The organism is Sphaerimonospora mesophila, assembly GCF_001417795.1.
Classification (GTDB): Bacteria; Actinomycetota; Actinomycetes; order Streptosporangiales; family Streptosporangiaceae; genus Sphaerimonospora; species Sphaerimonospora mesophila.
This window is the reverse complement of record NZ_BCBX01000047.1, coordinates 86,139-108,265: the sequence shown is the minus strand read 5'-3', so window position 1 is coordinate 108,265 and position 22,127 is coordinate 86,139. Positions and strand designations below refer to the sequence as shown.

22 protein-coding genes are annotated in these 22,127 nt (G+C 70.8%); 12 read left to right on the top strand and 10 right to left on the bottom strand.

Annotated features, from left to right (window positions below):
• Window positions 1-112: 112 nt before the first annotated feature.
• Window positions 113-1,033 carry an aminoglycoside phosphotransferase family protein gene (locus tag AP234_RS27865; RefSeq protein WP_055482707.1) on the bottom strand — a complete coding sequence of 307 codons (921 nt, stop codon included), beginning with the start codon at window positions 1,031-1,033 and terminating at the stop codon, window positions 113-115.
• A 335-nt stretch (window positions 1,034-1,368) separates the two neighbouring features.
• On the bottom strand, window positions 1,369-2,337 hold the full coding sequence (locus AP234_RS27860) for an aldo/keto reductase (RefSeq protein WP_055482706.1): 969 nt from the start codon (window positions 2,335-2,337) through the stop codon (window positions 1,369-1,371).
• Between the two features lie 111 nt (window positions 2,338-2,448).
• Between AP234_RS27860 and AP234_RS27855 the strand changes: the two genes are divergently transcribed.
• From AP234_RS27855 to AP234_RS27840, 4 genes are all read left to right on the top strand, one after another.
• Window positions 2,449-3,030, top strand: coding sequence for a TetR/AcrR family transcriptional regulator (locus AP234_RS27855; protein WP_055482705.1), 582 nt, complete (start codon window positions 2,449-2,451; stop codon window positions 3,028-3,030).
• Window positions 3,031-3,172: 142 nt separating this feature from the next.
• A complete protein-coding gene (locus AP234_RS27850) occupies window positions 3,173-4,555 on the top strand; it encodes an MFS transporter (protein WP_055482704.1) in 1,383 nt (460 codons plus the stop codon).
• Entirely contained in the window at window positions 4,552-5,319 is a 768-nt protein-coding gene (locus tag AP234_RS27845; RefSeq protein ID WP_055482703.1) for an SDR family oxidoreductase, read from the top strand. The genes AP234_RS27850 and AP234_RS27845 overlap by 4 nt, the downstream gene beginning before the upstream one ends.
• A gap of 140 nt (window positions 5,320-5,459) precedes the next feature.
• On the top strand, window positions 5,460-6,632 hold the full coding sequence (locus AP234_RS27840) for a hypothetical protein (protein WP_055482702.1): 1,173 nt from the start codon (window positions 5,460-5,462) through the stop codon (window positions 6,630-6,632).
• Between the two features lie 27 nt (window positions 6,633-6,659).
• On the opposite strand, the gene AP234_RS27835 is transcribed toward AP234_RS27840, so the two are convergent.
• Entirely contained in the window at window positions 6,660-7,094 is a 435-nt protein-coding gene (locus AP234_RS27835) for a CBS domain-containing protein (protein WP_055482701.1), read from the bottom strand.
• A 163-nt stretch (window positions 7,095-7,257) separates the two neighbouring features.
• Here AP234_RS27835 and AP234_RS27830 point away from each other — a divergent pair, with 163 nt between their 5' ends.
• The 5 genes from AP234_RS27830 (at window position 7,258) to AP234_RS27810 (ending at window position 14,087) form a co-directional block, all read left to right on the top strand.
• Window positions 7,258-7,968, top strand: coding sequence for a response regulator transcription factor (locus AP234_RS27830; RefSeq protein WP_055482700.1), 711 nt, complete (start codon window positions 7,258-7,260; stop codon window positions 7,966-7,968).
• An 8-nt stretch (window positions 7,969-7,976) separates the two neighbouring features.
• Window positions 7,977-9,374 (top strand): sensor histidine kinase, encoded by a 1,398-nt coding sequence (locus tag AP234_RS27825; RefSeq protein WP_235558413.1) that lies wholly within the window; start codon window positions 7,977-7,979, stop codon window positions 9,372-9,374.
• Window positions 9,375-9,846: 472 nt separating this feature from the next.
• Window positions 9,847-10,590 (top strand): response regulator transcription factor, encoded by a 744-nt coding sequence (locus AP234_RS27820; protein ID WP_055482699.1) that lies wholly within the window; start codon window positions 9,847-9,849, stop codon window positions 10,588-10,590.
• A 129-nt stretch (window positions 10,591-10,719) separates the two neighbouring features.
• Window positions 10,720-12,477, top strand: a complete 1,758-nt coding sequence (locus AP234_RS27815; RefSeq protein WP_055482698.1) for a hypothetical protein — start codon at window positions 10,720-10,722, stop codon at window positions 12,475-12,477.
• On the top strand, window positions 12,474-14,087 hold the full coding sequence (locus tag AP234_RS27810) for a GTPase (RefSeq protein WP_055482697.1): 1,614 nt from the start codon (window positions 12,474-12,476) through the stop codon (window positions 14,085-14,087). The genes AP234_RS27815 and AP234_RS27810 overlap by 4 nt, the downstream gene beginning before the upstream one ends.
• Here the strand turns inward: AP234_RS27810 and AP234_RS27805 are convergent.
• The 4 genes from AP234_RS27805 to AP234_RS27790 form a co-directional block, all read right to left on the bottom strand.
• Window positions 14,045-15,154 carry an SPFH domain-containing protein gene (locus tag AP234_RS27805; protein WP_083502491.1) on the bottom strand — a complete coding sequence of 370 codons (1,110 nt, stop codon included), beginning with the start codon at window positions 15,152-15,154 and terminating at the stop codon, window positions 14,045-14,047. The two genes, AP234_RS27810 and AP234_RS27805, sit on opposite strands and share 43 nt — an antisense overlap.
• Window positions 15,155-15,156: 2 nt before the next feature.
• Window positions 15,157-15,588, bottom strand: a complete 432-nt coding sequence (locus AP234_RS27800) for an NfeD family protein (RefSeq protein WP_055482696.1) — start codon at window positions 15,586-15,588, stop codon at window positions 15,157-15,159.
• Between the two features lie 53 nt (window positions 15,589-15,641).
• Window positions 15,642-16,016 (bottom strand): Ig-like domain-containing protein, encoded by a 375-nt coding sequence (locus AP234_RS27795; RefSeq protein ID WP_055482695.1) that lies wholly within the window; start codon window positions 16,014-16,016, stop codon window positions 15,642-15,644.
• Between the two features lie 105 nt (window positions 16,017-16,121).
• The gene (locus AP234_RS27790) at window positions 16,122-17,294 is read right to left on the bottom strand and encodes a homogentisate 1,2-dioxygenase domain-containing protein (protein ID WP_055482694.1); all 1,173 of its coding nucleotides are present in this window, start codon (window positions 17,292-17,294) and stop codon (window positions 16,122-16,124) included.
• A 187-nt stretch (window positions 17,295-17,481) separates the two neighbouring features.
• Here AP234_RS27790 and AP234_RS27785 point away from each other — a divergent pair, with 187 nt between their 5' ends.
• Window positions 17,482-17,712 carry a hypothetical protein gene (locus AP234_RS27785; protein WP_055482693.1) on the top strand — a complete coding sequence of 77 codons (231 nt, stop codon included), beginning with the start codon at window positions 17,482-17,484 and terminating at the stop codon, window positions 17,710-17,712.
• A gap of 77 nt (window positions 17,713-17,789) precedes the next feature.
• On the opposite strand, the gene AP234_RS27780 is transcribed toward AP234_RS27785, so the two are convergent.
• On the bottom strand, window positions 17,790-18,578 hold the full coding sequence (locus AP234_RS27780) for a helix-turn-helix domain-containing protein (RefSeq protein WP_235558412.1): 789 nt from the start codon (window positions 18,576-18,578) through the stop codon (window positions 17,790-17,792).
• A gap of 59 nt (window positions 18,579-18,637) precedes the next feature.
• On the opposite strand from AP234_RS27780, the gene AP234_RS27775 reads away from it, so the two are divergent.
• Entirely contained in the window at window positions 18,638-19,021 is a 384-nt protein-coding gene (locus AP234_RS27775; protein ID WP_055482692.1) for a hypothetical protein, read from the top strand.
• A gap of 18 nt (window positions 19,022-19,039) precedes the next feature.
• Here the strand turns inward: AP234_RS27775 and AP234_RS27770 are convergent, their stop codons facing one another.
• Together AP234_RS27770 and AP234_RS27765 are read right to left on the bottom strand one after the other, a co-directional pair.
• Window positions 19,040-19,288, bottom strand: coding sequence for an EF-hand domain-containing protein (locus tag AP234_RS27770; protein WP_235558411.1), 249 nt, complete (start codon window positions 19,286-19,288; stop codon window positions 19,040-19,042).
• Between the two features lie 18 nt (window positions 19,289-19,306).
• Window positions 19,307-20,392: a cellulose binding domain-containing protein gene (locus tag AP234_RS27765; RefSeq protein ID WP_055482691.1), complete on the bottom strand. Its 1,086-nt coding sequence runs from the start codon at window positions 20,390-20,392 to the stop codon at window positions 19,307-19,309.
• Window positions 20,393-20,901: 509 nt separating this feature from the next.
• Between AP234_RS27765 and AP234_RS27760 the strand changes: the two genes are divergently transcribed.
• Window positions 20,902-22,116, top strand: a complete 1,215-nt coding sequence (locus AP234_RS27760; RefSeq protein WP_055482690.1) for an amidohydrolase family protein — start codon at window positions 20,902-20,904, stop codon at window positions 22,114-22,116.
• Window positions 22,117-22,127 lie beyond the last annotated feature (11 nt).

Genomic DNA, 22,127 nt, shown 5'->3' with positions numbered 1-22,127 from the left:
TGGCCAACCCCGGGGAGCCGATGACGGCGACCATTCGATGACGTCCAGCGGCGGAGGCGGCCGATGATACGAAGCGATTACGTCACCGCCCACGTTGTCCGCCCCTTCCGGATCACGACAGGTGGGGCAGCAGCAGGCGGGCCACATCGAAGGCCCGGCTGATCGGGGACCGGTTCGCGCCGGGCGTCCACGCCTCAGCCGTCCATACGTCCGACATGACCGATTTGACGAAACCCCAGGCCACCACGCGGTCGAGCGGCATCGCCAGTTCGTCGGCCAACTGCTCGACCCTGGCCGGGACCAGGGCGGTCAGCGCCTCGTCACGGTCATCCGGATCCGGGTCGTACAGCAGCGTGCCGACGTCATAGCCCGGGTCGCCGACGAGGCCGTGCGGGTCGATCGCGAGCCATGGCTCACGGGTTCCACGCAGAACGTTGTCGTGGTGCAGGTCGCCGTGCAGCACGACGAGTTCATTGGCCGACTCGCACAACTCACGCATCAGCCCGCCCGCGCGCGTGACGAAATCCAGCGGCAGCGGACCGTTGTCGCCATGTGTGGCCGCATATCGGTCGAACGCCTCGACCTGGGACGACGCATCGGAGATCTGGTGGTCGGGTGGTGGCGGCACGTGCAGCCGACGCATGACGGCGGCCAACGCGGACGTCGCCTCGGCGTCGCGGGCCGGGACCAGGTCACGCAGGCGCCGACCGGGGGTGACGCGTTCCAGCAGGAGTGCGCCCCGGCTGTGGTCGACATTCAGCAGCCGAGCCGCCCCCCGGCCGCCGAAGGCGGCGAGAGCGGCGGCCTCAGTCGGTGACGTACCGCCCGGCACGCCCAGCTTGAGCACGGCCGGGGTGCCCTCGGGGCAGACGACCCGGGTGACGTAGTGGTAGGACGGCGCGTACGGTTCCCCCACCGTCAGGTCCCAGTCACGGGCCACGGCGCTCAGGATGGACGGGAGCTCGGCCAGCCATCGGGCGCCGTCGTCGCCCCACACCTCCAGGACGTTCCTGCTCAGCTCCTCGGTGATCACGACGCGACGATATCTTCCCCGATCCTCCCGGATCTTTCCGGCGCGAGATCAGCGGCAGGCCGAGCGGCCGCGGACTTCCGAGACCGGGGTGGGGCCGAGATGCGCCCCGCCCGCCCCGGGGAGGGGATGAATCGCCCCCGGGGCGTACATCACTGACCTATGTACGGGACGGGTGAGACCTTGGTCCCTGGAGTGCGCGGCCCTCACGCGATATGAGGGCCCGGCGGCCCACCCATTAGGGTGGAGACGTGGATCGACCTCGAAACTGGGTGCTGCCCGCTGTGCTGGTGCTGCTCTTGCTCATCGTGGTCGTCGGCGCACTCCTCAACGGTTGATCACCAGGCGTACTCCTCCGGCGCGGTCTTGTAGCCGGGGAAGATCTCTTCGATGCGGGCCAGCGCCTTGTCGTCGAGCTTGACCTCCAGGGCGCGTACCGTGCCGTCGAGCTGGGCGATCGTACGGGGACCGATGATCGGCGCGGTGATGGCCGGCCGGGTCAGCAGCCAGGCCAGCGCCACGTTGGCCGGGTCTTCGCCGATCTCGTCGCAGAACGCCTCGTAACGCTCGATCTTGTCCCGGTGCTTGTCGAGCTCGGCGACCATGTGCTCGGAGGCCGACCGGCCCTTGTCCATCTTCCGCAGGATGCCGCCGAGCAGGCCGCCGGCGAGCGGGCTCCACGGGATCAGCCCGAGCCCGTAGTCCTCGCACGCCGGGATGACCTCCAGCTCGGGGGCGCGTACGAGCAGGTTGTAGTGGGACTGCTCGCTGACCAGCCCGAGGAAGTTGCGGCGGCGGGCGGTCTCCTGCGCCTTGGCGATGTGCCAGCCGGCGAAGTTGGAGGAGCCGACATAGAGGATCTTGCCCTGCTGTCGCAGCACCTCCATGGCCTCCCAGAACTCCTCGAACGGGGTGTTCCGGTCGATGTGATGGGCCTGGTAGAGGTCGATGTAGTCGGTCTGGAGGCGCTTGAGCGAGGCGTCGGCCGCCCGCCTGATGTTGAGCGCCGACAGGCGGCCGTCGTTCGGCCAGTCGCCCATGTCGCCGTAGAGCTTGGTCGCGATGACCGTGCGCTCCCGTCGGCCGCCGCCCTTGGCGAACCAGCGGCCGATGATGTTCTCGGTGATCCCCTCACCCTTCTTCCAGCCGTACACATTGGCCGTGTCGAAGAAGTTGACACCCAGCTCGTGGGCGCGATCCATGATCGCGTGAGAGTCTTCCTCCGTCGTCTGCGGGCCGAAGTTCATCGTGCCCAGGCAGAGCTTGCTGACCTTCAGTCCGGTGCGTCCAAGCTGTCCGTACTCCATGCCGACCACGATAAGAACCTGGAGTGGACTCCAGTCGAGCCGACACGGTGCCGCCCGTCATCTTCAGGTTCTTATTTGACCGATCGTTCTTGATTGATTAGTGTGACGGGCATGGCGAGGAGCAAGGAGTTCGATCCAGATGTCGTGCTGGGGCGTGCTCTGGAGCTGTTCTGGCAGCGTGGTTACGAGGCGACGTCGATGGCCGATCTGGTCGAGCACCTGGGGATCGGCCGGGCGAGCATCTACGCGACGTTCGGGAGCAAGCACGATCTCTACCTGAAGGCGCTGGAGCGCTATGTGCGGACCCGAGACCCCGACCCGGTCGAGTCGCTGTCGCAGCCGGGACCCGCCCTGCCGGCCGTGCGCGCCCTGGTGGAGCTGTACGTCGAGGATTCGATCCACGATCTCAACCGGCGCGGCTGCATGATCGTGAACGCCGCCGCCGAGCTGCTCCCCGAGGACGAGCGGGTCGCCCGCTTCGTCGAGGCCAACTGGACCGGTCTGGAGACCGCGCTCACCTCCGCGCTCATCCGTGCCCGGGCCCAGGGTGAGATCTCCGCGGACGCGGACCCTCGGGCGCTGGCGCGGTTCGTGCTGGTCCTCCTGCAGGGGGTCCGTCTGATGTCGAAGGGGCACGGTGACCCCGGGCGGCTGCGGGACGCCGGCGCCCAGGCGCTGCGCCTCCTCGGCTGACCTGCCGGCCCTCGATCTCCCGGGTCCCCGGGTCCCCTAGTTCCCAGGTCCTCCCGGCCGCCCGGAGTGTCGGGCACGGTCTTCACGGCTCCGCTGAAAGGGCACTCTCATGCCGTTATTTTGGAATGATCGGTCAAGAAAGATGGTGCCCTTCACCCTGCTCGGCTCCGCGCAGGTCACCCTGATCGCGTCGATCACGCTCATCACGGTCCCGCTGCCGGCGATTCAGCACGAGTTCGGCCTCGACCAGGGCGAGCTGGCCCTGCTGAGCTCGGCCTACGGACTGACCTTCGGCGGGCTGCTGCTCCTGGGCGGCAGGCTCGCCGACCGCCTGGGGGCTCGACGGGTGTTCGTCACCGGAATGGCGCTGCTCGCCGCGGCCTCGGCGTTCGGCGCGCTCGCGTCCGGCCCCGCCGTACTGCTCGGGGCGCGGTTCGCACAGGGAGTGGGCGCCGCGCTGGCGGCTCCGGCGGCCGTCGCGCTGGTGACCCGGCTCCATCCGGAGGGCCGGGAACGGGCACGCGCGCTGGCGGTCTGGGGCACGCTGTCGGTGACCGGCGCCGTCGCGGGCAGCCTGCTGTCCGGAGTGGTCGCCGCTGTGCTCTCGTGGCGCTGGTCGTTCCTGATCCCGGCGGTCGTCGCCGCGGTCACCGTCGCCGGTGCGGCCCGCCTGCCGTCCGCGCCGGCGCAGGCGGCGTCCCCGCTCGACTGGCCGGGCGCGCTGCTCGCCACCGTCGGTCTGGTGGTGTTCAGCCACGGCCTGTTGGCCACGCGAGCCGATGTCGTCGTCGCGGGCCTGGCGCTGTCGGCCGGTTTCGTGGCCTGGCAGGCGAGGGCCGCCGCGCCGCTGCTCCCGCTCCGGCTGGTGCGCGATCCCCGGCGCGGGGCGGCCCTGCTGGTCGTGTTCGTGACCGCTGCGGCCAGCGCGACCGGCACGTTCATGCTCAGCCTCTATTTCCAGCAGGTACGCGGCATGACGCCGATCAGTACGAGCCTGGCCTTCCTGCCCTTCCTCCTGGTCGTCGCGATGGGGCCGGTCAGCGTACGGTTCGTGGCGCGGTTCGGGGTGCGCCGGGTCACGGTGGCCGGACTCGCGCTCGCCGCGGTGTCGATGCTCCTGCTCGGCCGGATCGGACCGGACACGCCCTACGCGGGTCAGCTGCTCGCCGGGCTGCTGATCTTCCCGGTCGCATCCGGCCTGGCCTTCTCCGGCGCCACCGTGACCGCCCTCGACGACGTGCCCCCGGTGGACGCCGGGGTCGCGGGCGGGCTGGTCACCACGGCGATGGAGGTCGGCCCGACCGCAGGTCTGGCCGTGCTCGTGGCGCTGGCCGGCGCCCGGGCCGACGCGGTCCGGACGAGCGGGCTGAGCGCGGCGGGGGCGGCCGCCGAAGGGTACGGCTTCGCGCTCGCCGCTCTGGCGCCGGCGTTCCTGCTCGCGGCGGCCCTGGTCGCCGTCGCGTTTCCCAGGTCCGGGCCGCGGCCCGTTCCCGAAGGTCCCATCACAGAAGGGGTAACGAAATGAGATTCACCGACAAGGTCGTGCTGGTGACCGGTGGCGGATCCGGCGTCGGGCGGGCGATCGCCCTCGGTTTCGCCAGGGAGGGCGCCACCGTGGTGGTGGCGGGCCGTGGACGGGAGGCGCTGGAGCAGACCGTCAAGCTCATCGAGGCCGAGGGGGCCGGGGCCGCGGCGCTCCCCGTCGACGTCACGGACTCCGCCGATGTGGCCCGGCTCATCGGCGACATCGTCGGCCGGTACGGCAGGCTGGACGTCGCGGTGAACAACGCGGGGACGTTCGCGGCCGGTACGGTGGCCGAGCTGGCCGAGGAGGACTGGGCGCGGGTCATGGAGGTGAACGCGACCGGCGTCTTCCTCGCCATGAAACACGAGATCGCCGCGATGCGCGCCCAGCATGGCGGGACACAGGGCGGTGGCGTGATCGTCAACATCAGCTCGAACATCGGCGCGCACGTGCGCATACCCGGGGTGGGCGCCTACGCGGCCTCGAAGGCGGCGGTCAGCGCGCTGACCAGGACGGCCGCACTGGAGTGCATCGAGGAGAACATCCGGATCAACGCGGTCAGCCCGGGTGCGCTGGACGCGCCGATGTCCCTGCGGCCGGGGGAGACGCCGGCCGATCGGGCGAACCGGATGCGGGACGAGAACCCGATCGGCCGGGTCGGCACCCTCGACGAGATCACCGGCACCGTGCTCTGGCTCGCGTCCGACGAGGCCGGCTTCGCCGTGGGCCTCGACCTCGTCCTCGACGGCGGCGCCGCCGCCTGAGGGCCTGTGCCTGACCGTACGGCGCCGGTCTCGCGCGGAGACCGGCGCCGATCCGGGGTCAACGTTTGCTGACCAGGCTCATAACCCGCCTGAACGGGGCGTTCCACGCGAGGACGGGCGGCATCGGGGAAGATTGCCGCATGGGGAGCGCATCGGCGGGATCGGTACGGCGGGCTCGCGGGGACGATCGACGGGGCGGCAGGCCGACATCCCGGGGGCGGGTCTCGCGCCCGGTGCGGATCCTGGCGGCGCTCCTCGTGGCATCGCCCGTCGTGGTGGCGCCGACCCTGCCGCTTCCGGCGAACGCTCTCCCGGCGAATACTTTCCCGGCGAACGCGCGTACGGCGCCCGCCCTCGCACAGCGGGCGGCGGACGACGAGGGGCGGTTGCTGTTCAAGTTCCGTGACCCGCGCATCGCCGAGTCGAGCGGGATGGCGATGTCGCCCACGCGCAAGGGCATCCTCTACACCCACAACGACAGCGGCGACGGACCGAGGTTCTTCGCCGTAGGCATGGACGGGCGGACCCGGGCCACGTTCACGATCTCCAATGCCGAGGCACGCGACTGGGAGGCCATGGCGGCCACGGTCGATCCCAAGACCGGCCGGGGTGTGCTGTGGTTCGGCGACACCGGGGACAACAACCGCGTCTGGCCGGACATCTCGGTCTACAAGGTGATGGAGCCCCGGACCATGCGGGACGCGACCGTCCAGGCGACCAGGTACCGCTTCCGGTACGAGGACGGCAAGCATGACGCGGAGGGCCTGATGGTGCACCCCCGCACCGGCCGCCTCTACATCGTGAGCAAGGAGTTCTCCGGATCCGTCTACGCGGCTCCCGCCAAGCTGCGCACCGACCGGGTGAACGTGCTGCGCCGCGTCGGCCCGGCTCCCCTCATGGCCACCGACGCGGCCTACGCCCCCGACGGGTCGAGCTTCGTGATCCGCACATACTTCTCCGCGTCCGTCTACCGGGCGCCCGGCGAACTCCTCGCGCACCTGACGATGCCGCCGCTGGACCAGGCCGAGTCGATCACCTACACACGGGACGGCACCGCGGTGCTCGTCGGCTCGGAGGGCGTCTCCAGCCCGGTCTACCGGGTGCAGCTGCCGCAGCAGGCCCGCCCGCACGCCACGCCGTCCGCCTCATCCGCCGCGCGTACGGCGAAGCCGACGGCCTCCCGCGCGGCCGCGCGGGAGCATCGTCAGCCGGACGACGGCGGCGTGGCCGTGCCGATGGGCCTGTTATGGGTCGCCGTCGCCGTGGGGGCGATCGGCGTCATCGGCGTGATCGCGTACCGGACCGGCCGCTGATCCGCCGCAGCGAGCGATCAGGCCCGGTCAGGCGCGCGCGTACACGCGGTGGACGAACTCGGCCAGCTTGCTGTCCGGCAGTTCCTTGGCCAGATCGGCCTCGCTGATCATGCCGGCGATGCGGCCGTTCTCGATCACGGGCAGCCGCTTGATCTGGTTCTGCTCCATCGTGAGCAGCGCCTCCTCGACGCTGGTCTGGGCGTCCACCCAGACGAGGCCGCCGGCCAGTTCGCCCGCCGTGCACTCCTCGAGGTCCTTGCCCTCGGCGCAGCATTTGATCACGATGTCGCGGTCGGTGATGATCCCCTTGAGGCGGTCGTCCTCCCCGCAGATCGGCAGTGCGCCGACGCCGAGGTCGCGCATCATCTCGGCCGCGTGACGCAGGCTCTCGTGCTCGCCGATGCACTCGGCACCCGGATGCATGACGTCGCGGGCGGTTTTCCCGATACTCTCTGTGGTCATTTGTGACCCCCCGAATAGGAGTTGCGGACTGGTTCGGGGGCCCATACCCGGTTTAGCCGCTTGGATTCCGGCTCGGCGCACCCGCCCTCCCGGCGACCTGGGCATTGCCGTTCAGATAGCTTTAACGGTGCCCTTACCGCATATGCCCTAGAGTGTGCGCGCCATGGTCACTGAATCATCCGAAGCCAGGCTATTGATCGTCGAGGACGAGCCGAACATCCTGGAGTTGCTGTCCGCGAGCCTGCGATACGCGGGATTCGAGGTGCACTCGGCGTCCAACGGAAGTGAGGCGGTCGCGGCGGCCCAGCGTCATCGGCCCGACCTCATCGTGCTCGACGTCATGTTGCCCGACATGGACGGTTTCGACATTGTCCGCCGGATGCGCGGCGGTGGTACGCGGACGCCTGTGGTCTTCCTCACGGCACGGGACGCCACCGAGGACAAGATCCGCGGTCTCACCCTGGGCGGGGACGACTATGTGACCAAGCCGTTCAGCCTGGAAGAGGTCATCGCGAGGATCCGCGCCGTGCTGCGCCGTACGTCGGGTGGCGTCGTGGCCTGCTCGCCGCGGTTGACGTTCGCCGATGTCGAACTGGACGAGGAGTCGCACGAGGTCTGGCGGGCGGGCAGCGCGATCCCGCTGTCGCCGACGGAGTTCAAGCTGCTGCGCTACTTCATGGCCAACGCCGGGAGGGTGCTCTCCAAGGCGCAGATCCTCGATCACGTGTGGGACTACGACTTCCGGGGCGACGCCGGGATCGTCGAGTCGTATGTGTCGGTGCTCCGCCGAAAGCTCGACAACCGCCATCCCCGGCTCATCCACACCCTGCGCGGCGTGGGGTACGTCATGCGCGTTCCGCCCAACGGCGCCTGAGACCCGTCGTGTCCGGACGAACTCCGCTGCGCATCACGCTCAGCGCGGCCATGCTCGCGCTGGTCGCCGTCGCGCTGGCGGTGTTCGGGGTGAGCAGCATGTCCGTGCTTCGCGACTATCTCGTCACCCGGGTGGACGGGCAGTTGCACGGCATCGCCACCGATGCCGCCCTGCGGGTGCAGCGCGGCCCCACCGCGTTCAGCAGGCTGCGGGTGCCCCCCGAGGGCCGGGTGGAGGTCCGCGACCGTGAGGGCAGGACGATCCTGACGCAGGCCGGGATGGCGGTGGAGAACGTGCCGGGCCCGATGGCCGTGACGTCCACGGCCCCACAGACCGTGCGCGCCGTGTCGGGCGATGTACGCTGGCGAGCCAAGATCCTTCCCATTGACGGGGTGGGCACCATGGTCGTCGCCATGGACCTGGCCTCGGTCACCCAGATCACCACCCAGCTCGCCGTCATCGAACTGCTGTGCGGTGCCGTCGTCATGACCGTGCTGGCCGTTGTCGGGGTGGTGGTCGTACGGCGCAGCCTGCGGCCGCTGACGGAGATCGAGGCGACGGCCGCGGCCATCGCCAGGGGACACCTCGGCAGCCGGATCCACGACCGCCACCACCCCCGCACGGAGGTCGGCAGCCTGGCGCGCTCGCTCAACGGCATGCTGGCGCAGATCGAGTCGGCGTTCCAGGCCAGGGCCGCCTCGGAGGCCGCCGCCCGCGAGTCGGAGTCGCGGATGCGGCGGTTCATCGCCGACGCCTCCCACGAGTTGCGCACGCCGCTTACGTCGATCCGGGGATTCGCCGAGTTCTACCGGCAGGTGCCCGGGTCCGACATCACCCGGCTGATGGAGCGGATCGAGAGCGAGGCGTCCCGGATGGGGCTGCTCGTCGAGGACCTGCTGCTGCTCGCCCGGCTGGACCAGCAGCGTCCGCTGCAGCAGCAGCCGGTGGACCTGCTGGCCATCGCGGCCGACGCCGTACACGACGCGCGGACGCTCTGCCCGGATCGCGACGTGTCGCTGGTGATGGAGGGCGAGACGGCGCTGATCGTCTTCGGCGACGAGGTGCGGCTGCGCCAGGTCGTGGGCAACCTCATGAGCAACGCGACCACCCACACCCCCGAGGGGACCGAGATCACGGTGCGCGTGGGCGCCTGCGGAGAACAGGCGTACATCGAGGTGGCCGACGAGGGGCCGGGGCTCACCGCCGAGCAGAAGGCCAGGGTGTTCGAGCGCTTCTACCGCGCGGACCCGTCCCGGAGGCGGCCCGAGGGGGGAAGCGGGCTCGGCCTCGCCATCGTCGACTCACTCGTACGCGCCCACGGCGGAAGCGTGAGCGTACGGTCGGAGCCGGGAGCCGGGGCCGCCTTCCGTGCCGTCCTCCCCCTGGCCCCCGAAGCCCAGACCTAAGCCGTCCGAGATGCCCCCTCCCCGGCCTTCCCCACCCATGCCCGTGATCTTGCGAATTCTCGCGCGTGGGGGTCATGAGCAGGCACTTTGGGTTCCGTGATCTTGCAGTATCTCGCAGGCCTGGCCGTTGAGCAGCGAAAACGGCATCTGTGATCTTGTAGCTGACGGCCAACTGCAAGATCGGCGAACGTATAAGTGCAGGTCAGGGGGCTTGTCTGCAAGAATCTGCAAGATCACGAAGTGAATCCGCCCAGGTGCGGAGGGTGGTTTGCAAGTATTCGCAAGATCACGGGGGTGGGGGTGTGGGGGTGGGGGTGGCGCCGGCTTCTGAGCTTGGCAGGAAACTCTCAGGATCGGCCAAGGTAGCCCGAAGCGGGGTTTGCCATGGTCTTAAGACTATGCAGTCAGTGACGAAGCGCACAGTGGTGTCCGCCGACGGCGCGGGAGGTTCGGTCCACGGGGAGGGAGCGGCATGAGGGCGAACGCTCGCACGAACACCGGAGGCGCCTTCAAGACGGCGGCGCGAGCCGAGAAGTCGGCGGGCCGCCTGCTCGTCGTCGACGACGAGCCGAACATCCTGGAGCTTCTCTCGGCCAGCCTGCGGTTCGCCGGTTTCGACGTGGTGACCGCCTCGAACGGCGCCGACGCCATGCTGGCCGCCGAGCGGGAGCGGCCCGACCTGATCGTGCTCGACATCATGCTGCCGGACATGGACGGCCTGGCCGTCGCCGACCGGCTGCGCGGGGCCGGACCGCGGATCCCGGTGGTCTTTCTCACCGCCAGGGACGCGACCGAGGACAAGATCGCTGGGTTGCACAAGGCCGACGACTACGTGACGAAGCCGTTCAGTCTGGAGGAGGTCATCGCGCGGATCCAGGCCGTGCTGCGCCGTACCCGTGGCGAGGAGGGCCCGTCACGGCTCGAGGTCGCGGACCTGGAGATGAACGAGGACACCCGGCAGGTGTGGCGGGCGGGCCGGCCCGTACGGCTGTCGCCGACCGAGTTCAAGCTGCTGCACTACTTCATGGTCAACCAGGGCAGGGTGCTCTCGAAGGCGCAGATCCTCGACCACGTGTGGCACTACGACTTCGGCGGGGACGCCAACGTCGTCGAGTCGTACGTCTCCTACCTGCGGCGGAAGATCGACAGGATCGAGCCGAAGCTCATCCACACGATCCGCGGGGTGGGCTACGTGCTGCGCGCTCCGCGCCACTGAGCGAGGCTGCTCTCCACGGCGCGTCGGGCCTCAGGGCTGGGCCGGGAGGCGGCGGCGGCATCGCGCTGCCTCGGCGATCGTCAACATCACCATGTGATTTGACCCGTTTCGTACGGGAAAGCCGTCTTTATGGCGGGCGACGACGGGCTGGTCGGGACGCAGCGGCTGCTCGGGGCGCTTCGGGAGCTGCGACGCCACCTCGACCAGGACCTGTTCCCGCTGGCCATCGGTGACGTAGCGGCCGACCGGCGCATGCTCAAGGAGCTGAGCGGGCAGCTCGACGACTATCTGCTGCCCAGGCTGACCGCCATCGACGCGCCACTGCTGGCCGTCGTCGGCGGCTCCACCGGTGCGGGCAAGTCCACGCTGGTCAACTCGCTGGTCGGCGCCGACGTCACCGAGCCCGGCGTGCTGCGGCCCACCACGCTCGCCCCGACCCTGGTCGCCAATCCCGCCGACGTCGCCTGGTTCACCGCCGCGCACGTCCTCCCCGGCATGCCCCGGATGACCGGGGGAGGGGCGACGGGCGGCGGTCGCGGCGAGCCGGGGACGCTCAGGATCGCCACGTCGGGCGAGCTGCCCGCCGGCCTCGCGCTGCTGGACGCCCCCGACGTCGACTCGGTCGTCAGCGCCAACCGCGAGCTGGCGGCGCAGCTCCTCGCCGCCGCCGACCTCTGGCTGTTCGTCACCACGGCGGCCCGCTATGCGGACGAGGTCCCGTGGAGCTTCCTGCGCCGCGCCCGCGAGCGCAGCACCGCCCTCGCCGTCATCCTGCAGCGGGTGCCCCCGGAGGCGAGCGAGCCCGTGACCGCTGACCTGGCCCGCCTGCTCAGGGAGAACGGCCTGGCCGGCGCGCCGCTGTTCTCGGTGCCCGAGCTGGCGCTCACGTCGGAACGCGCCAGGCTGCCCGCTTCAGCCGTACGGCCGATCTCCGACTGGCTGGCCGGGCTCGCGGCCGACGCACGCTCACGAGCCGCGGTCGTACGGCAGACCCTCACCGGGGCGCTGGACAGCGTCGCGGCCAGGGTGCCGGAACTGGCCGACCGGGTCGAGCGGCAGCAGGCCGGCATCGCCGAGCTGCGCGCCGTGGTGGAGGAGGCGTACGCCTCGGCCCTGCTCGGGTTCGACGAGGGCATGCGGGACGGCGTGCTGCTGCGCGGCGAGGTGCTGGCCCGCTGGCAGGACTTCGTCGGCACCGGCGACCTCATGCGGTCGCTGCAGTCGCGGGTCGCGCGGCTGCGTGACCGGGTCACCGCGGTCGTCACCGGCCGTCCGACTCCCGATCGGGAGCTGAGCGTGGCGCTGGAGAGCGGCGTCGCGGCGTTGATCCGCGCGATGGCCGACGGCGCGGCCGAGCGATCGGTCGAGTCGTGGCTGGCCCGGCCCGCCGGTCGGGACCTGCTGGAGAGGTCCGGTGTGGCGGTCACCGGCCGGCTCGGCCGCGCGGGCGCCGAGCTGTCCGGCCGGGCCGAGACGGCCGTACGCGCCTGGCAGAGTTACGTGCTCGACCTGGTCAGGTCGGAGGGGGCGGATCGGCGGACCCTGGCCAGGGCCGCTTCGTTCGGCGTCAACAGTCTGGGCGTGCTGCTCATGTTGGCGGTGTTCTCCGCGACCGGAGGGATCACCGGCATCGAGGTCGGCATCGCCGGCGGCACCGGCGTGCTGAGCCAGAAGCTGCTCGAGGCGGTCTTCGGCGACCAGGCCGTGCGTGAGCTGACCCGCTGCGCCCGTGAGGACCTCCGCCGCCGGGTCGGCCTCCTCCTCGACGAGGAACGCGCGCGGTTCACCTCCCTGCTGACGGGGCTCGGGGGCGCTGCGGACACCGCGGCGCAGCTCAGGGAGGCGGCGCGGGCCGTACGGGAGAGACGGGAAAGGCAGCCCCTTTGAAACTTCTCGGCAGGAAAGCGGGGCCTCCGCTCGACGACCGGCTCGCGGCGCTCGCCGAGGCGGCCGACCTGGCGGAGGGACGGCTCGGCGCGGCCGCGATCGACCGGGCGCGCGACGTGGTCGACCGGGCCGGGGTGCGGCGCAGCCTGTCGGTGGAGCACACGGCAGTCGCGCTCGCCGGAGCCACCGGCAGCGGGAAGTCGTCGCTGTTCAACGCGTTGACCGGCACCGATCTCGCCGAGGTGGGGGTGACCCGGCCGACGACCGCCCACGCCCAGGCGGCGCTGTGGCACCCGGCCGGAGCCGGCCCGCTGCTCGACTGGCTCGGCGTGCCGCTGCGGCACACGGTCGCCGACCGGGCGGCCTCCGGCCTGATCCTGCTCGACCTGCCCGATCACGACTCGATCGAGCTCTCGCACCGGCTGGAGGTGGACCGGCTGGTCGGCGTCGTCGACCTGCTGGTGTGGGTGCTGGACCCGCAGAAGTACGCCGACGCGGCCGTGCACGAGCGCTACCTGCGCCCGCTCGCCCGCCACCGGGACGTCACGGTCGTCGTGCTGAACCAGATCGACCGGCTGCCCAGGCGATCGGTCTCCCGCTGCCTCGACGATCTGCGCCGGCTGCTCGCCGCCGACGGGCTGTGGGACGTGCCGGTGCTGGGGGTGTCGGCACGGACCGGTGAAGGCGTCGCCGAGCTGCGCGCGGTGCTCGACAAGCGGGTGTCCCGCCGCCGGGCCTGGGCGTCGCGACTGGCCGCCGACGCCGCCACGGCCGCCGCCATGCTGCAGGACTCGGCGGCCGACGGCGCCGGCTCGGGCGACCACGTCAGGCAGGATGGCGTCTTCGCCGATCGGACGCGGACTCGGGAGCTCGCCCGGGCGCTGGAACAGGCGGCCGCCGTGCCGGTGGTCGTCCGGGCGGTCGCCAAGGCCCACCGGCATCGGGCGGTCGCCGCGACCGGGTGGCCGGTGACGCGGTGGATGCGCCGGCTGCGCCCGGATCCGCTGCGGCGGCTGCGGCTGTCGGGCGGCGGCGACGCCCGCACCTCGCTACCGGCGGCGACATCCGTGCAGGTCGCCGCGGTGGAGCTGGCCGTACGGGACATGGGCGCAGCGGCCGCCGCCGGCGTGCCCGAGCCGTGGGCGACGTCCGTACGGCACGCGGCGCGGTCGCGGACGCCGGAGCTGGCCGACGCCCTCGACCGGGCGGTGGCCACCACCTCGCTCGGCGTGTCGCGGACACCCCGGTGGTGGCGGGCGGCGGGAGCACTGCAGTGGCTGCTGACCGCCGCGATGGCGGCCGGAGCCGTGTGGCTGGCCGTGCTCTTCGTGCTCGACTATCTCCTGCTGCCCCGGCCGCCCACGCCCACCCTCGACCGGGTGCCGTGGCCGACCGTGCTGCTGGCGGGCGGGGCGGTGGCGGGGGTGCTCGTCGCATTGCTCTGCCGGGTGGTCGCCTGGCTGGGCGGCCGCCGCAGGGCGCGGAGGGCCGCCAGGGCACTGCGGGCGGCCGTAGAACAGGTCGGAAACGAACTGGTCATCGCGCCCACCACGGCGGAGCTGGCGCGTTACGGACGATTCGTGGAGCGGGTCGCCGTGGCCGGGTCCTGATCCGCACCGGATGCCTGCGCCGCGCCGGGCAGGCCGGCCAGATCGGCGGCCTGCTTGCGTGCCTCGATCTGGCGTGGTCCCAGCTCGCTGTCCTCAGCCGCCGCCTTGGCCTCGGCCGCCGCCTGCTCCGCTGCGGCCACGGCCGCGCTGCCCGCCTCGCTCCGCTCACGCTCCCGCGTGGCCGGGGACGGCGGCAGCGATTCGGTGAACGCCTTGGACACACCCTGAAGCGCCGAGGTCACCTCGCTCGGGATCACCCAGAACGTGTTGCCCTCGCCCTGCGCGAGCTGGGGGAGGACCTGCAGGTACTGGTAGGCGAGCAGCTTGGGGTCGGGGTCGTTGCGGTGGACGGCCTGGAAGACCTCGTCGATCGCCTGCGACTGGCCCTCCGCCTTGAGGATCTGCGCGGTGCGCTCACCCTCGGCGCGCAGGATCGCGCTCTGCTTCTCACCCTCGGCGGTGAGGATCTGCGACTGCCGCTGCCCCTCGGCGGTCAGGATGGCGGCGCGCTTGTCCCGCTCGGCGCGCATCTGCTTCTCCATGGCCTCCTTGATGGTCTTCGGCGGGTCGATCGCCTTGATCTCGACCCGGTTGACCCGGATGCCCCATTTGCCGGTGGCCTCGTCCAGCACGCCCCGGAGCTGGCTGTTGATCGTGTCGCGCGAGGTGAGCGTCTTCTCCAGGTCCATGCCGCCGACGACGTTGCGCAGCGTCGTCACCGTGAGCTGCTCGACGCCCTGGATGAAGTTCGCGATCTCGTACTCCGCCGCCCTCGGGTCGGTGACCTGGAAGTAGAGCACGGTGTCGATGTCGACGACGAGGTTGTCCTCGGTGATGACCGGCTGAGGTTTGAACGAGACCACCTGCTCACGCAGGTCGATCAGGGGCCGGACCCGGTCGATGAACGGGATCACGAAGTTCAGGCCGGGGCCCAGCGTACGGTAGTACCGTCCCAGGCGTTCCACGTTGCCCGCTCGGGCCTGTGGGACGATGCGGACCGCGCGCAACACCGTGAACACCACGACCAGCGCCACGATGATGCCGCCGATCAGGGCAGGGTCCTCCATGCTCACTCCCTGGGGTAGACGAGGGCGGTGGCGCCCTCGATCTCGATCACGTCCACGGTCGCGCCGGCGGGGATGACGAGGCTGTCGTCGTAGGCCCGGGCGGACCACTCCTCACCGCCGATGCGCACCCTGCCGCCGTGCGCGGTGACCTGACTGGTCACGTAGGCCGGCTTGCCGATGAGGGCGGACACGCCGAAGCGCCGGAGCGGAGGCTGCCTGATGAGCCGCTGTGCGAGCGGCCGCGCGACGACGAGCCCGGCGGTCGAGGCGGCGGCGAACAGCGCGAGCTGGAGGCCGACCGGGAGTCCGACGAGGGCGGCTCCCGCCGTCAGCAGCGCGGCGGCGGACAGCAGCCCGAGAGCGGCGGTCAGCGTGAAGATCTCCGCGACTCCGAGCACCGCCGCCAGGATGAGCCAGACGATCCAGGACTCCATTTGCCCGCCTCCATAAGCAATAACGAAGTCCGTTGGGTCAGGGTTCCCCTAAGTTATCCCTGTCCAGTTCTGTCCGGGGTAATCGTTCGGAAGTGGTGCGCGAACCGAGATGTGACACCCTGGGCACCGGCCGCCACGGCGCTCACCGCGTACTCCGTTGCGGGACGCAGCGGACGGGCGGAGCGCCAGACGGTGTGGGAGGGGTCGAAGCCCCCGGGCACCAGGTCCCGTCCGGCGAACGCCACGACGCTCGACAGCCGGCCGCCCTCGGCCCGCACCACGATGCGCTCGCCGGGCGGCCGGGTGGTGACGGTGCCCGACGAGGGCGTCATCGTGATGCGGGGTGCGGGCGGGACGCGTACGGCACAGCCCCCGATGGCCGCTACGAGGAGAAGGGCCGGGAGAGCCCAGGCGGCGATCCGGCGCATATGTTCCTGCCTCCGCTACTCGGGACACCCCAGGGTAGCGGAAGGTGACGACACGAACACGTCCGGTCGCGATCCGCGATCGGACCGCCCACCTGGTGGCCGTACTCAGGTCCGGGCGTTCCACGTCCAGGCGTAGGCCGGATCCTCGCAGGCCAGGGCCGCCGGGCCGAGGTCGAGCGGCCGGAACGTGTCGAGCATGACCGCGAGCTCCGTGGTCGTCGTCATGCCCTGCCGTACGGCCTCGACGGCCGCCTCCACCGCGCCCGGCTGCGGACCGTGTGTGAAGCCCGCCGGGTGCAGCGAGATCGAGCCGACGTCGATGCCCGACCCCTTCCGCGCCGTGTAGTCGCCGCCCACGTAGAACATCAACTCGTCGGAGTCCACGTTGTGGTGGTTGTACGGGATCGGCACGGCCTCGGGATGGAAGTCCAGCGGCCGGGGGCAGAACGAGCAGATGACGAAGTTCGGCCCCTCGAACGTCTGGTGGACCGGCGGCGGCGCGTGCGTGCGCTTCACGATCGGTTCGAAGTCGTGAATGTTGAAGGCGTACGGGTACAGGCAGCCGTCCCAGCCGACCACGTCGAACGGGTGCTGCGCGTAGGTGAGCCGGGTCAGCCCGCCCCTCGTGCGGACCAGGACCGGGACCTCCTCGCCGTCCACCAGCAGCGGCTCGGCCGGTCCGCGCAGGTCACGCTCGCAGTAGGGGGCGTGCTCCAGGAACTGTCCGTACTGCGACAGGTAGCGCCTGGGCGGCCTGATGTGCCCGGCCGCCTCGATGACCAGCGCGGTCACCGGACCCTGCGGCACCCAGCGGTGGATCGTCCCGGTCGGGACCACGACGTAGTCGCCCTCGCCCACGTCCATCGCGCCGTACGTCGACTCGAAGCGCGCCCGCCCGCTCGCGATGTACACGCACTCGTCGCCCATCGAGTCGCGGTAGAGCTCGCTCGGCGCGTCCGTGGCGGCGTACGAGATGCGGACGTCGGCGTTGCCGGCCAGCAGCAGGCGCCCGGAGACCAGATCGCCGGTCGGCGACAGATCGCGGGTGCGGAAGTGACGCGGCGAGAGCGGGAGATTGGCGGTGAGCCCGGAGCCGCCCCCGTCGACGGCCTCGGCCTTCACGATCGCCGTCGGCGCGTGGCGGTGATAGAGGAGCGAGGAGTCGGAGGAGAAGCCCTCCTCGCCCATCAGCTCCTCCTGGTAGAGCCCGCCGTCGGGTTTGCGGAACTGCACGTGGCGTTTGCGCGGCACCTCGCCGACGCTGCGATAGTACGGCATGGCTATCCTCCATGGCCGAAAATGTCCGCTTATCGGACACTGATGTCCTCTATACGTACGACGATCCGTCAATGTGCCATGAATGTCAAACACATCGGGGCGAGCGCGACGGCTACAAGGGCACCGCAAGGCCCCTGAAAGGGCCTCCGTTTATCACTTGGGGGACATCGACCCGAGGAGCCCCCCTATGAACAGCCTCTTGCCGCTCTCCCGCAGGCAGCGGAGCGTGTCCGACCACCCCGGGTCACGGCGCCACCGGCGGGCCGCCCGCGCCGTGACCTGTGCTCTCCTGCTCAGCCTGGCCACCGCGGTTTCATCGACACAGCCGGCGGCCGCCGCCCCGGGCAGCGCGGATCCGGCCGCCGGATCCGTCACCCCGGCCGTGACCTACGTGCAGATGTTCGGGCGCTGCGGCTGACGGCGTGAGCCGGTCTGTGAGCCGGTCGCCCGCCGGTTCATGAGGACGAGGGCTAGGTCATGAGGACGAGGGCTCGGTCATGAGGACGAGGGCTTCGGTTGCGCGAGGGCCGCGGCGAGATTCCCGGCGGCGGTGAGCACGAGCGGGCCCACCGTCGCCACGTCGAGGTCGGCGAAGCTGACCACGCCGACCGACGCCTCCAGCCACGAGAGCCCCGTGATCGGCGCGGCGATGCCCGTGGCGCCCTCCTGAAGCTGACCGTGGCTCGTGCGGAGCGGTGGATCGCCGCCCTCGCTCATGCCGTCGTTCGCGCTGTCTTCGCCGGAGCCGCCGGAGCCGCCGGAGCCGCTGGAGCCGCCGGAGCCGCTGGAGCCGCCGGACCGCAGCGCGAGCAGCGCCAGCCCCGCCGCGCCGCGGGTGAGCGGGTGCCGCGATCCCTCTCGGTAGGCGACGTGCATGTCGGTCCACGACGGCTCGACCACGGCCACGGCCAGCCCCTCGTCGCCTTCGGCGATCGTCAGATGCGCCGTCGCCCCGGCCCGCTCGGCGAGCGTGCGCAGCACCGGGAGCGCCGTCGCGCGCAGCAGGGGCTGTACGGCCTGGGCCAGCCCGAGGACGCCGAAACCGAGGTGGACCCGCCCGTCGGCGTCCCTTCTGGCGAAGCCCTCGGCCTGCAGGGTGGTGAGCAGCCGGTAGACGACCGGACGGCTGAGGCCGAGCTCACCGGCCAGCTCGGTGGGCGTACGCCCGCGGTGGCCCTCCGCGAGCAGCCGCAACAGCCGTAATCCCCGTTCCAGCGTCTGCGCCGACTCGGCCGCCATCATGCTGTCGATTATCGCGCCCCGCCCGGAAACCACGAACCGCATCACGCGTAGCCCACGTTCGACGTAGGCAGCATGGCATGTAGGTCCCTCTCGCCACGGAGTTGGGCGGCGGACATCAGCCGGGGGCCGTCCTGGACGCGATCGCGGTCGGCCGGACTCGGTTCCACGAGATCGGGGACGCGGTCGGCACTGACCCCACGCGGACCCTCGATCGGCTTATCGAGCTTCGGCTGGTAGAACGCCTGATCCCGGTGACCGAGGACGAGCGGAGGCCGAGACGGAAGATCTACCGCATCGCGGACAACTTTCTCGCGTTCTATCTCGGCCCGCTGATGCGTAATCGGTCGAAGATCGAGATCGGCCTCGGTGAAACCATCCTGCCGGTGATCGTCCTGCGGTACGCGATCTGTGGGCGAACCGAGGTGAGGGAGGCCGATCCCGGGGTCCTCACGGTCACCGCCGCCGACATCTTCAGCCCGGACTGACGGTCCGGGCATCCGATGTCAGCGGCCGCGCAGCCAGGTGCCGAACTCGTCGAGGTCGATCAGCCCGTCGCCGTCGGAGTCGACCTTGGCGATCGCCCCATGCGCCCCACTGATCGTGAGGGGATCACCGAGCACCGCCATGAGGCGGACCAACTCGTCGGCGGAGATCCGCCCGTCCTTGTCGGTGTCGATGAGTTCGAAAGTGGCGGCGTACTCGCTCATGCCGTCCTCCACGGGATCGATCGGCGAACCTGGCCGGTCAATCATGCCGTAATCCTCGGTCGTTCAGCCTCTCGTGCATGTGGGCGCGGGCGTGGAGTTCGTGCCGTTCCAGGAGCCGAGGAAGCCGAAGGTGGCCTCGGCGCCGGGAGCGAGGCCGCCGTTCCAGCCGACGTTCTTCACGGTCACGTCCGCGCCGCTCTGGCTGAGCGTGCCGTTCCACAGCTGCGTCACCTGCTGGCCGTCGGCGTACGCCCAGGAGACGGTCCACCCGTTGATCGAGGCGGCGCCCGTGTTCTTCACCGTGACCTCGCCCTGGAAACCGCCCGACCACTGGTTGGTGATCTCGTAGGTGGCCGTACAGCCACCGGGGCCGGTCGGCGTCGGAGTGGGCGTCGGCGTCGGGGTCGGTGTGGGAGTGGGGGTCGGTGTCGGGGTGGGGGTCGGACTGGGGGTGGTGCCGGAGAGCAGTGCGGCCAGCGCCGGATACCACCTGTCCGCCATCTTCTGGTCGCCGCTCGCGTTCGGGTGCACGCCGTCGTAGGTGTCGGTGCTCGTGCTGAAGCCGGTCCACTGGTCGACCACCACGATCGGCGAAGCGGCGGTGGTCTTCGACGCCGCCCAGCCGGGGATCGCGTCGTTCAGTGCCACGGCCCGGGTGCCGCACTCCGAGCAGGTGCTCGGGTTCATCGGGATGATCTTGGCTACGAGGATCTTCATGTTCGGGTTGCTCGCCCGCATCTGGTCCACGAGCTTGCCGTACGCGGTGAGGATGGTCGCGGTGGGCCGGTTGCTCCACACGTCGTTGGTGCCGAAGTGCATCAGCACGATGTCCGGGTGGGTCGCCGAGAGCCAGCCGGGGAGCTGGTTCTGGTCGGCGACGTTCGTGACGAGCGCCCCGCCGTGGCCCTCGTTGTCTCCGTCGTACGGCACCGAGCAGCCCTGTGGGGGCAGCGTGCCCACCATGTCGATCGACGTGTAGCCGTTGTTCTGCAACTTGTTCCACAGCAGGGCCCGCCAGCAGCCGGGCGATCCGGTGATCGAGTCGCCCAGTGGCATGATCCGCACGGTGGCGGCCGCTCTGGCCGGGCCGGCGACCAGCATGCCGAGCAGCACCGTCAGGGCTGCCAGCACGGCTTTCGTCTTGGACATCGCGCTCCCCTCCTAGGACGGGCGCGATGCTAGATCCGTACGGCCCTGCTGCCCAGAAACGATCGCGGATGCGCCGTTTGACGTGCGAAAACATATGTACGTTTCATCCGCGGCCGACCTGTTGCTGTGGGGGGCCGGAGACCGATTCGGGCACCGCTGTTCCACCAGGTCGCGCGACCGAATATGCTCGGGTGCACTTATGCACGTCTACTGGAGGATGCGGTCGCCATGTACAAGGAGTTCCTCGGCGAGGTCGTGGTGTGGCTGATCCCCGTCGTCGTCCTTGTCGCCTTGGCGCTGATGATCACCAGCCACCCCGCGTAGGCCAGACGTCGGACAAGGGCCGGGCCAGCGAGGTTCGGCCCTCTTTTGCGTGCCCGGACCCGTTCCCGGCCATGTCGCGGGGCGGGTGATACAAGCCCGGAAAAGGGATGATGTCCAGGGGTGATTCCATCGGAGATAGTTAGACTCCGTACTATCAACCATGGAACTAGTGAGAGGACTCTCCCATGCGCACCATCATCCGGAACGTCCGCGTCTTCGACGGCGAGCGCATCCTGCCCCCGGCCGATGTGCTGATCGTCGAAGATCGGATCGCCGAGAACGACGGCCGTCGCGCCGACGTCGAGATCGAGGGAACGGGCAGGACCCTGCTGCCGGGGCTGATCGACGCCCACACGCACGTCTCCGACGGCATGCTCGCCCAGGCCCTGACCTTCGGGGTGACCACGGAACTGGACATGTTCTGCCTGCCGTCCAACCTGGCCCGTCAGCGCCGGCTGGCCGCCGAGCGCGACGACGTGGCCGACCTGCGCAGCGCGGGCGTCCTCGCCACCGCGCCGGGCGGGCACCCGAGCCAGATCATGGCGGCCGAGTCCGACGCGCTGGCGCACATGGGCGACGCGGTGGGGCCCTTCGACACCATCGCCGACGCCGCTGAGGCCGGGGCGTTCGTGGCCGCGCGACTGGCCGAAGGCGCCGAGTACCTGAAGATCGTTATCGACGACGGTTGTACGGCCGGGCTGGATCTGCCGGTCATGGGCCCGGACGTGGTCGCCGCCCTGGTCGAGGCCGGGCACGCGGCGGGACTGAAGGCCATCGCGCACGTGGCCACGGCACGCGACGCCGTCATCGCGCTGGAGTCGGGCATCGACGGGCTCGCACACGTTTTCCATCACGCCGAGCCCGGCGACCCGGCCGTCGAGGACCTGGCCTCCCGGATCGCCGATCAGGGGGTCTTCGTGATCACCACGCTCGCCTACGTCGAGGCGATCACCCAGGATCCGGCGGGGGCCGAGCTGGTGCGGGACGAGCGGATCGCCTCTCGCCTGCCGCGGCAGGCCTTGGCCATGGTCGATCGGGACTACTCGGCCGTGCCCGTCCGCCCGGACGGCGTCGCCTACGCCCTGCGCGCCACGGGGGCGCTGCACCGGGCCGGAGTGCCGCTGCTGGCCGGCACCGACGCGAACTTCTTCGCCCCTCTGCACGGCGCGAGCATGCATCGTGAGCTGCTCATGCTCACCCAGGCGGGGCTGAGCCCCGAGGCGGCGCTGGCCGCCGCCACCGGCCTTCCCGCCCGGCACTTCGGACTGAACGATCGCGGGCGGGTCGCCCCGGGGCTGCGCGCCGACCTGGTGCTCGTGGACGGCGACCCGCTGCGTGACATCACGATCTCCCGCGCGATCGTCGATGTCTGGCGACGCGGGGTCCGCCAGAGCCGTTAGGGAGCATCCGG

What these genes read in the sequence shown, in the direction of transcription:
- AP234_RS27860 (WP_055482706.1), bottom strand. Translation starts at nt 2,337, where the DNA reads ATGGAGTACGGACAGCTTGGACGCACCGGACTGAAGGTCAGCAAGCTC.
- AP234_RS27855 (WP_055482705.1), top strand. Translation starts at nt 2,449, where the DNA reads ATGGCGAGGAGCAAGGAGTTCGATCCAGATGTCGTGCTGGGGCGTGCT.
- AP234_RS27850 (WP_055482704.1), top strand. Translation starts at nt 3,173, where the DNA reads ATGGTGCCCTTCACCCTGCTCGGCTCCGCGCAGGTCACCCTGATCGCG.
- AP234_RS27845 (WP_055482703.1), top strand. Translation starts at nt 4,552, where the DNA reads ATGAGATTCACCGACAAGGTCGTGCTGGTGACCGGTGGCGGATCCGGC.
- AP234_RS27840 (WP_055482702.1), top strand. Translation starts at nt 5,460, where the DNA reads ATGGGGAGCGCATCGGCGGGATCGGTACGGCGGGCTCGCGGGGACGAT.
- AP234_RS27835 (WP_055482701.1), bottom strand. Translation starts at nt 7,094, where the DNA reads ATGACCACAGAGAGTATCGGGAAAACCGCCCGCGACGTCATGCATCCG.
- AP234_RS27830 (WP_055482700.1), top strand. Translation starts at nt 7,258, where the DNA reads ATGGTCACTGAATCATCCGAAGCCAGGCTATTGATCGTCGAGGACGAG.
- AP234_RS27820 (WP_055482699.1), top strand. Translation starts at nt 9,847, where the DNA reads ATGAGGGCGAACGCTCGCACGAACACCGGAGGCGCCTTCAAGACGGCG.
- AP234_RS27815 (WP_055482698.1), top strand. Translation starts at nt 10,720, where the DNA reads ATGGCGGGCGACGACGGGCTGGTCGGGACGCAGCGGCTGCTCGGGGCG.
- AP234_RS27805 (WP_083502491.1), bottom strand. Translation starts at nt 15,154, where the DNA reads ATGGAGGACCCTGCCCTGATCGGCGGCATCATCGTGGCGCTGGTCGTG.
- AP234_RS27800 (WP_055482696.1), bottom strand. Translation starts at nt 15,588, where the DNA reads ATGGAGTCCTGGATCGTCTGGCTCATCCTGGCGGCGGTGCTCGGAGTC.
- AP234_RS27795 (WP_055482695.1), bottom strand. Translation starts at nt 16,016, where the DNA reads ATGCGCCGGATCGCCGCCTGGGCTCTCCCGGCCCTTCTCCTCGTAGCG.
- AP234_RS27790 (WP_055482694.1), bottom strand. Translation starts at nt 17,294, where the DNA reads ATGCCGTACTATCGCAGCGTCGGCGAGGTGCCGCGCAAACGCCACGTG.
- AP234_RS27785 (WP_055482693.1), top strand. Translation starts at nt 17,482, where the DNA reads ATGAACAGCCTCTTGCCGCTCTCCCGCAGGCAGCGGAGCGTGTCCGAC.
- AP234_RS27780 (WP_235558412.1), bottom strand. Translation starts at nt 18,578, where the DNA reads ATGCGGTTCGTGGTTTCCGGGCGGGGCGCGATAATCGACAGCATGATG.
- AP234_RS27770 (WP_235558411.1), bottom strand. Translation starts at nt 19,288, where the DNA reads ATGATTGACCGGCCAGGTTCGCCGATCGATCCCGTGGAGGACGGCATG.
- AP234_RS27765 (WP_055482691.1), bottom strand. Translation starts at nt 20,392, where the DNA reads ATGTCCAAGACGAAAGCCGTGCTGGCAGCCCTGACGGTGCTGCTCGGC.
- AP234_RS27760 (WP_055482690.1), top strand. Translation starts at nt 20,902, where the DNA reads ATGCGCACCATCATCCGGAACGTCCGCGTCTTCGACGGCGAGCGCATC.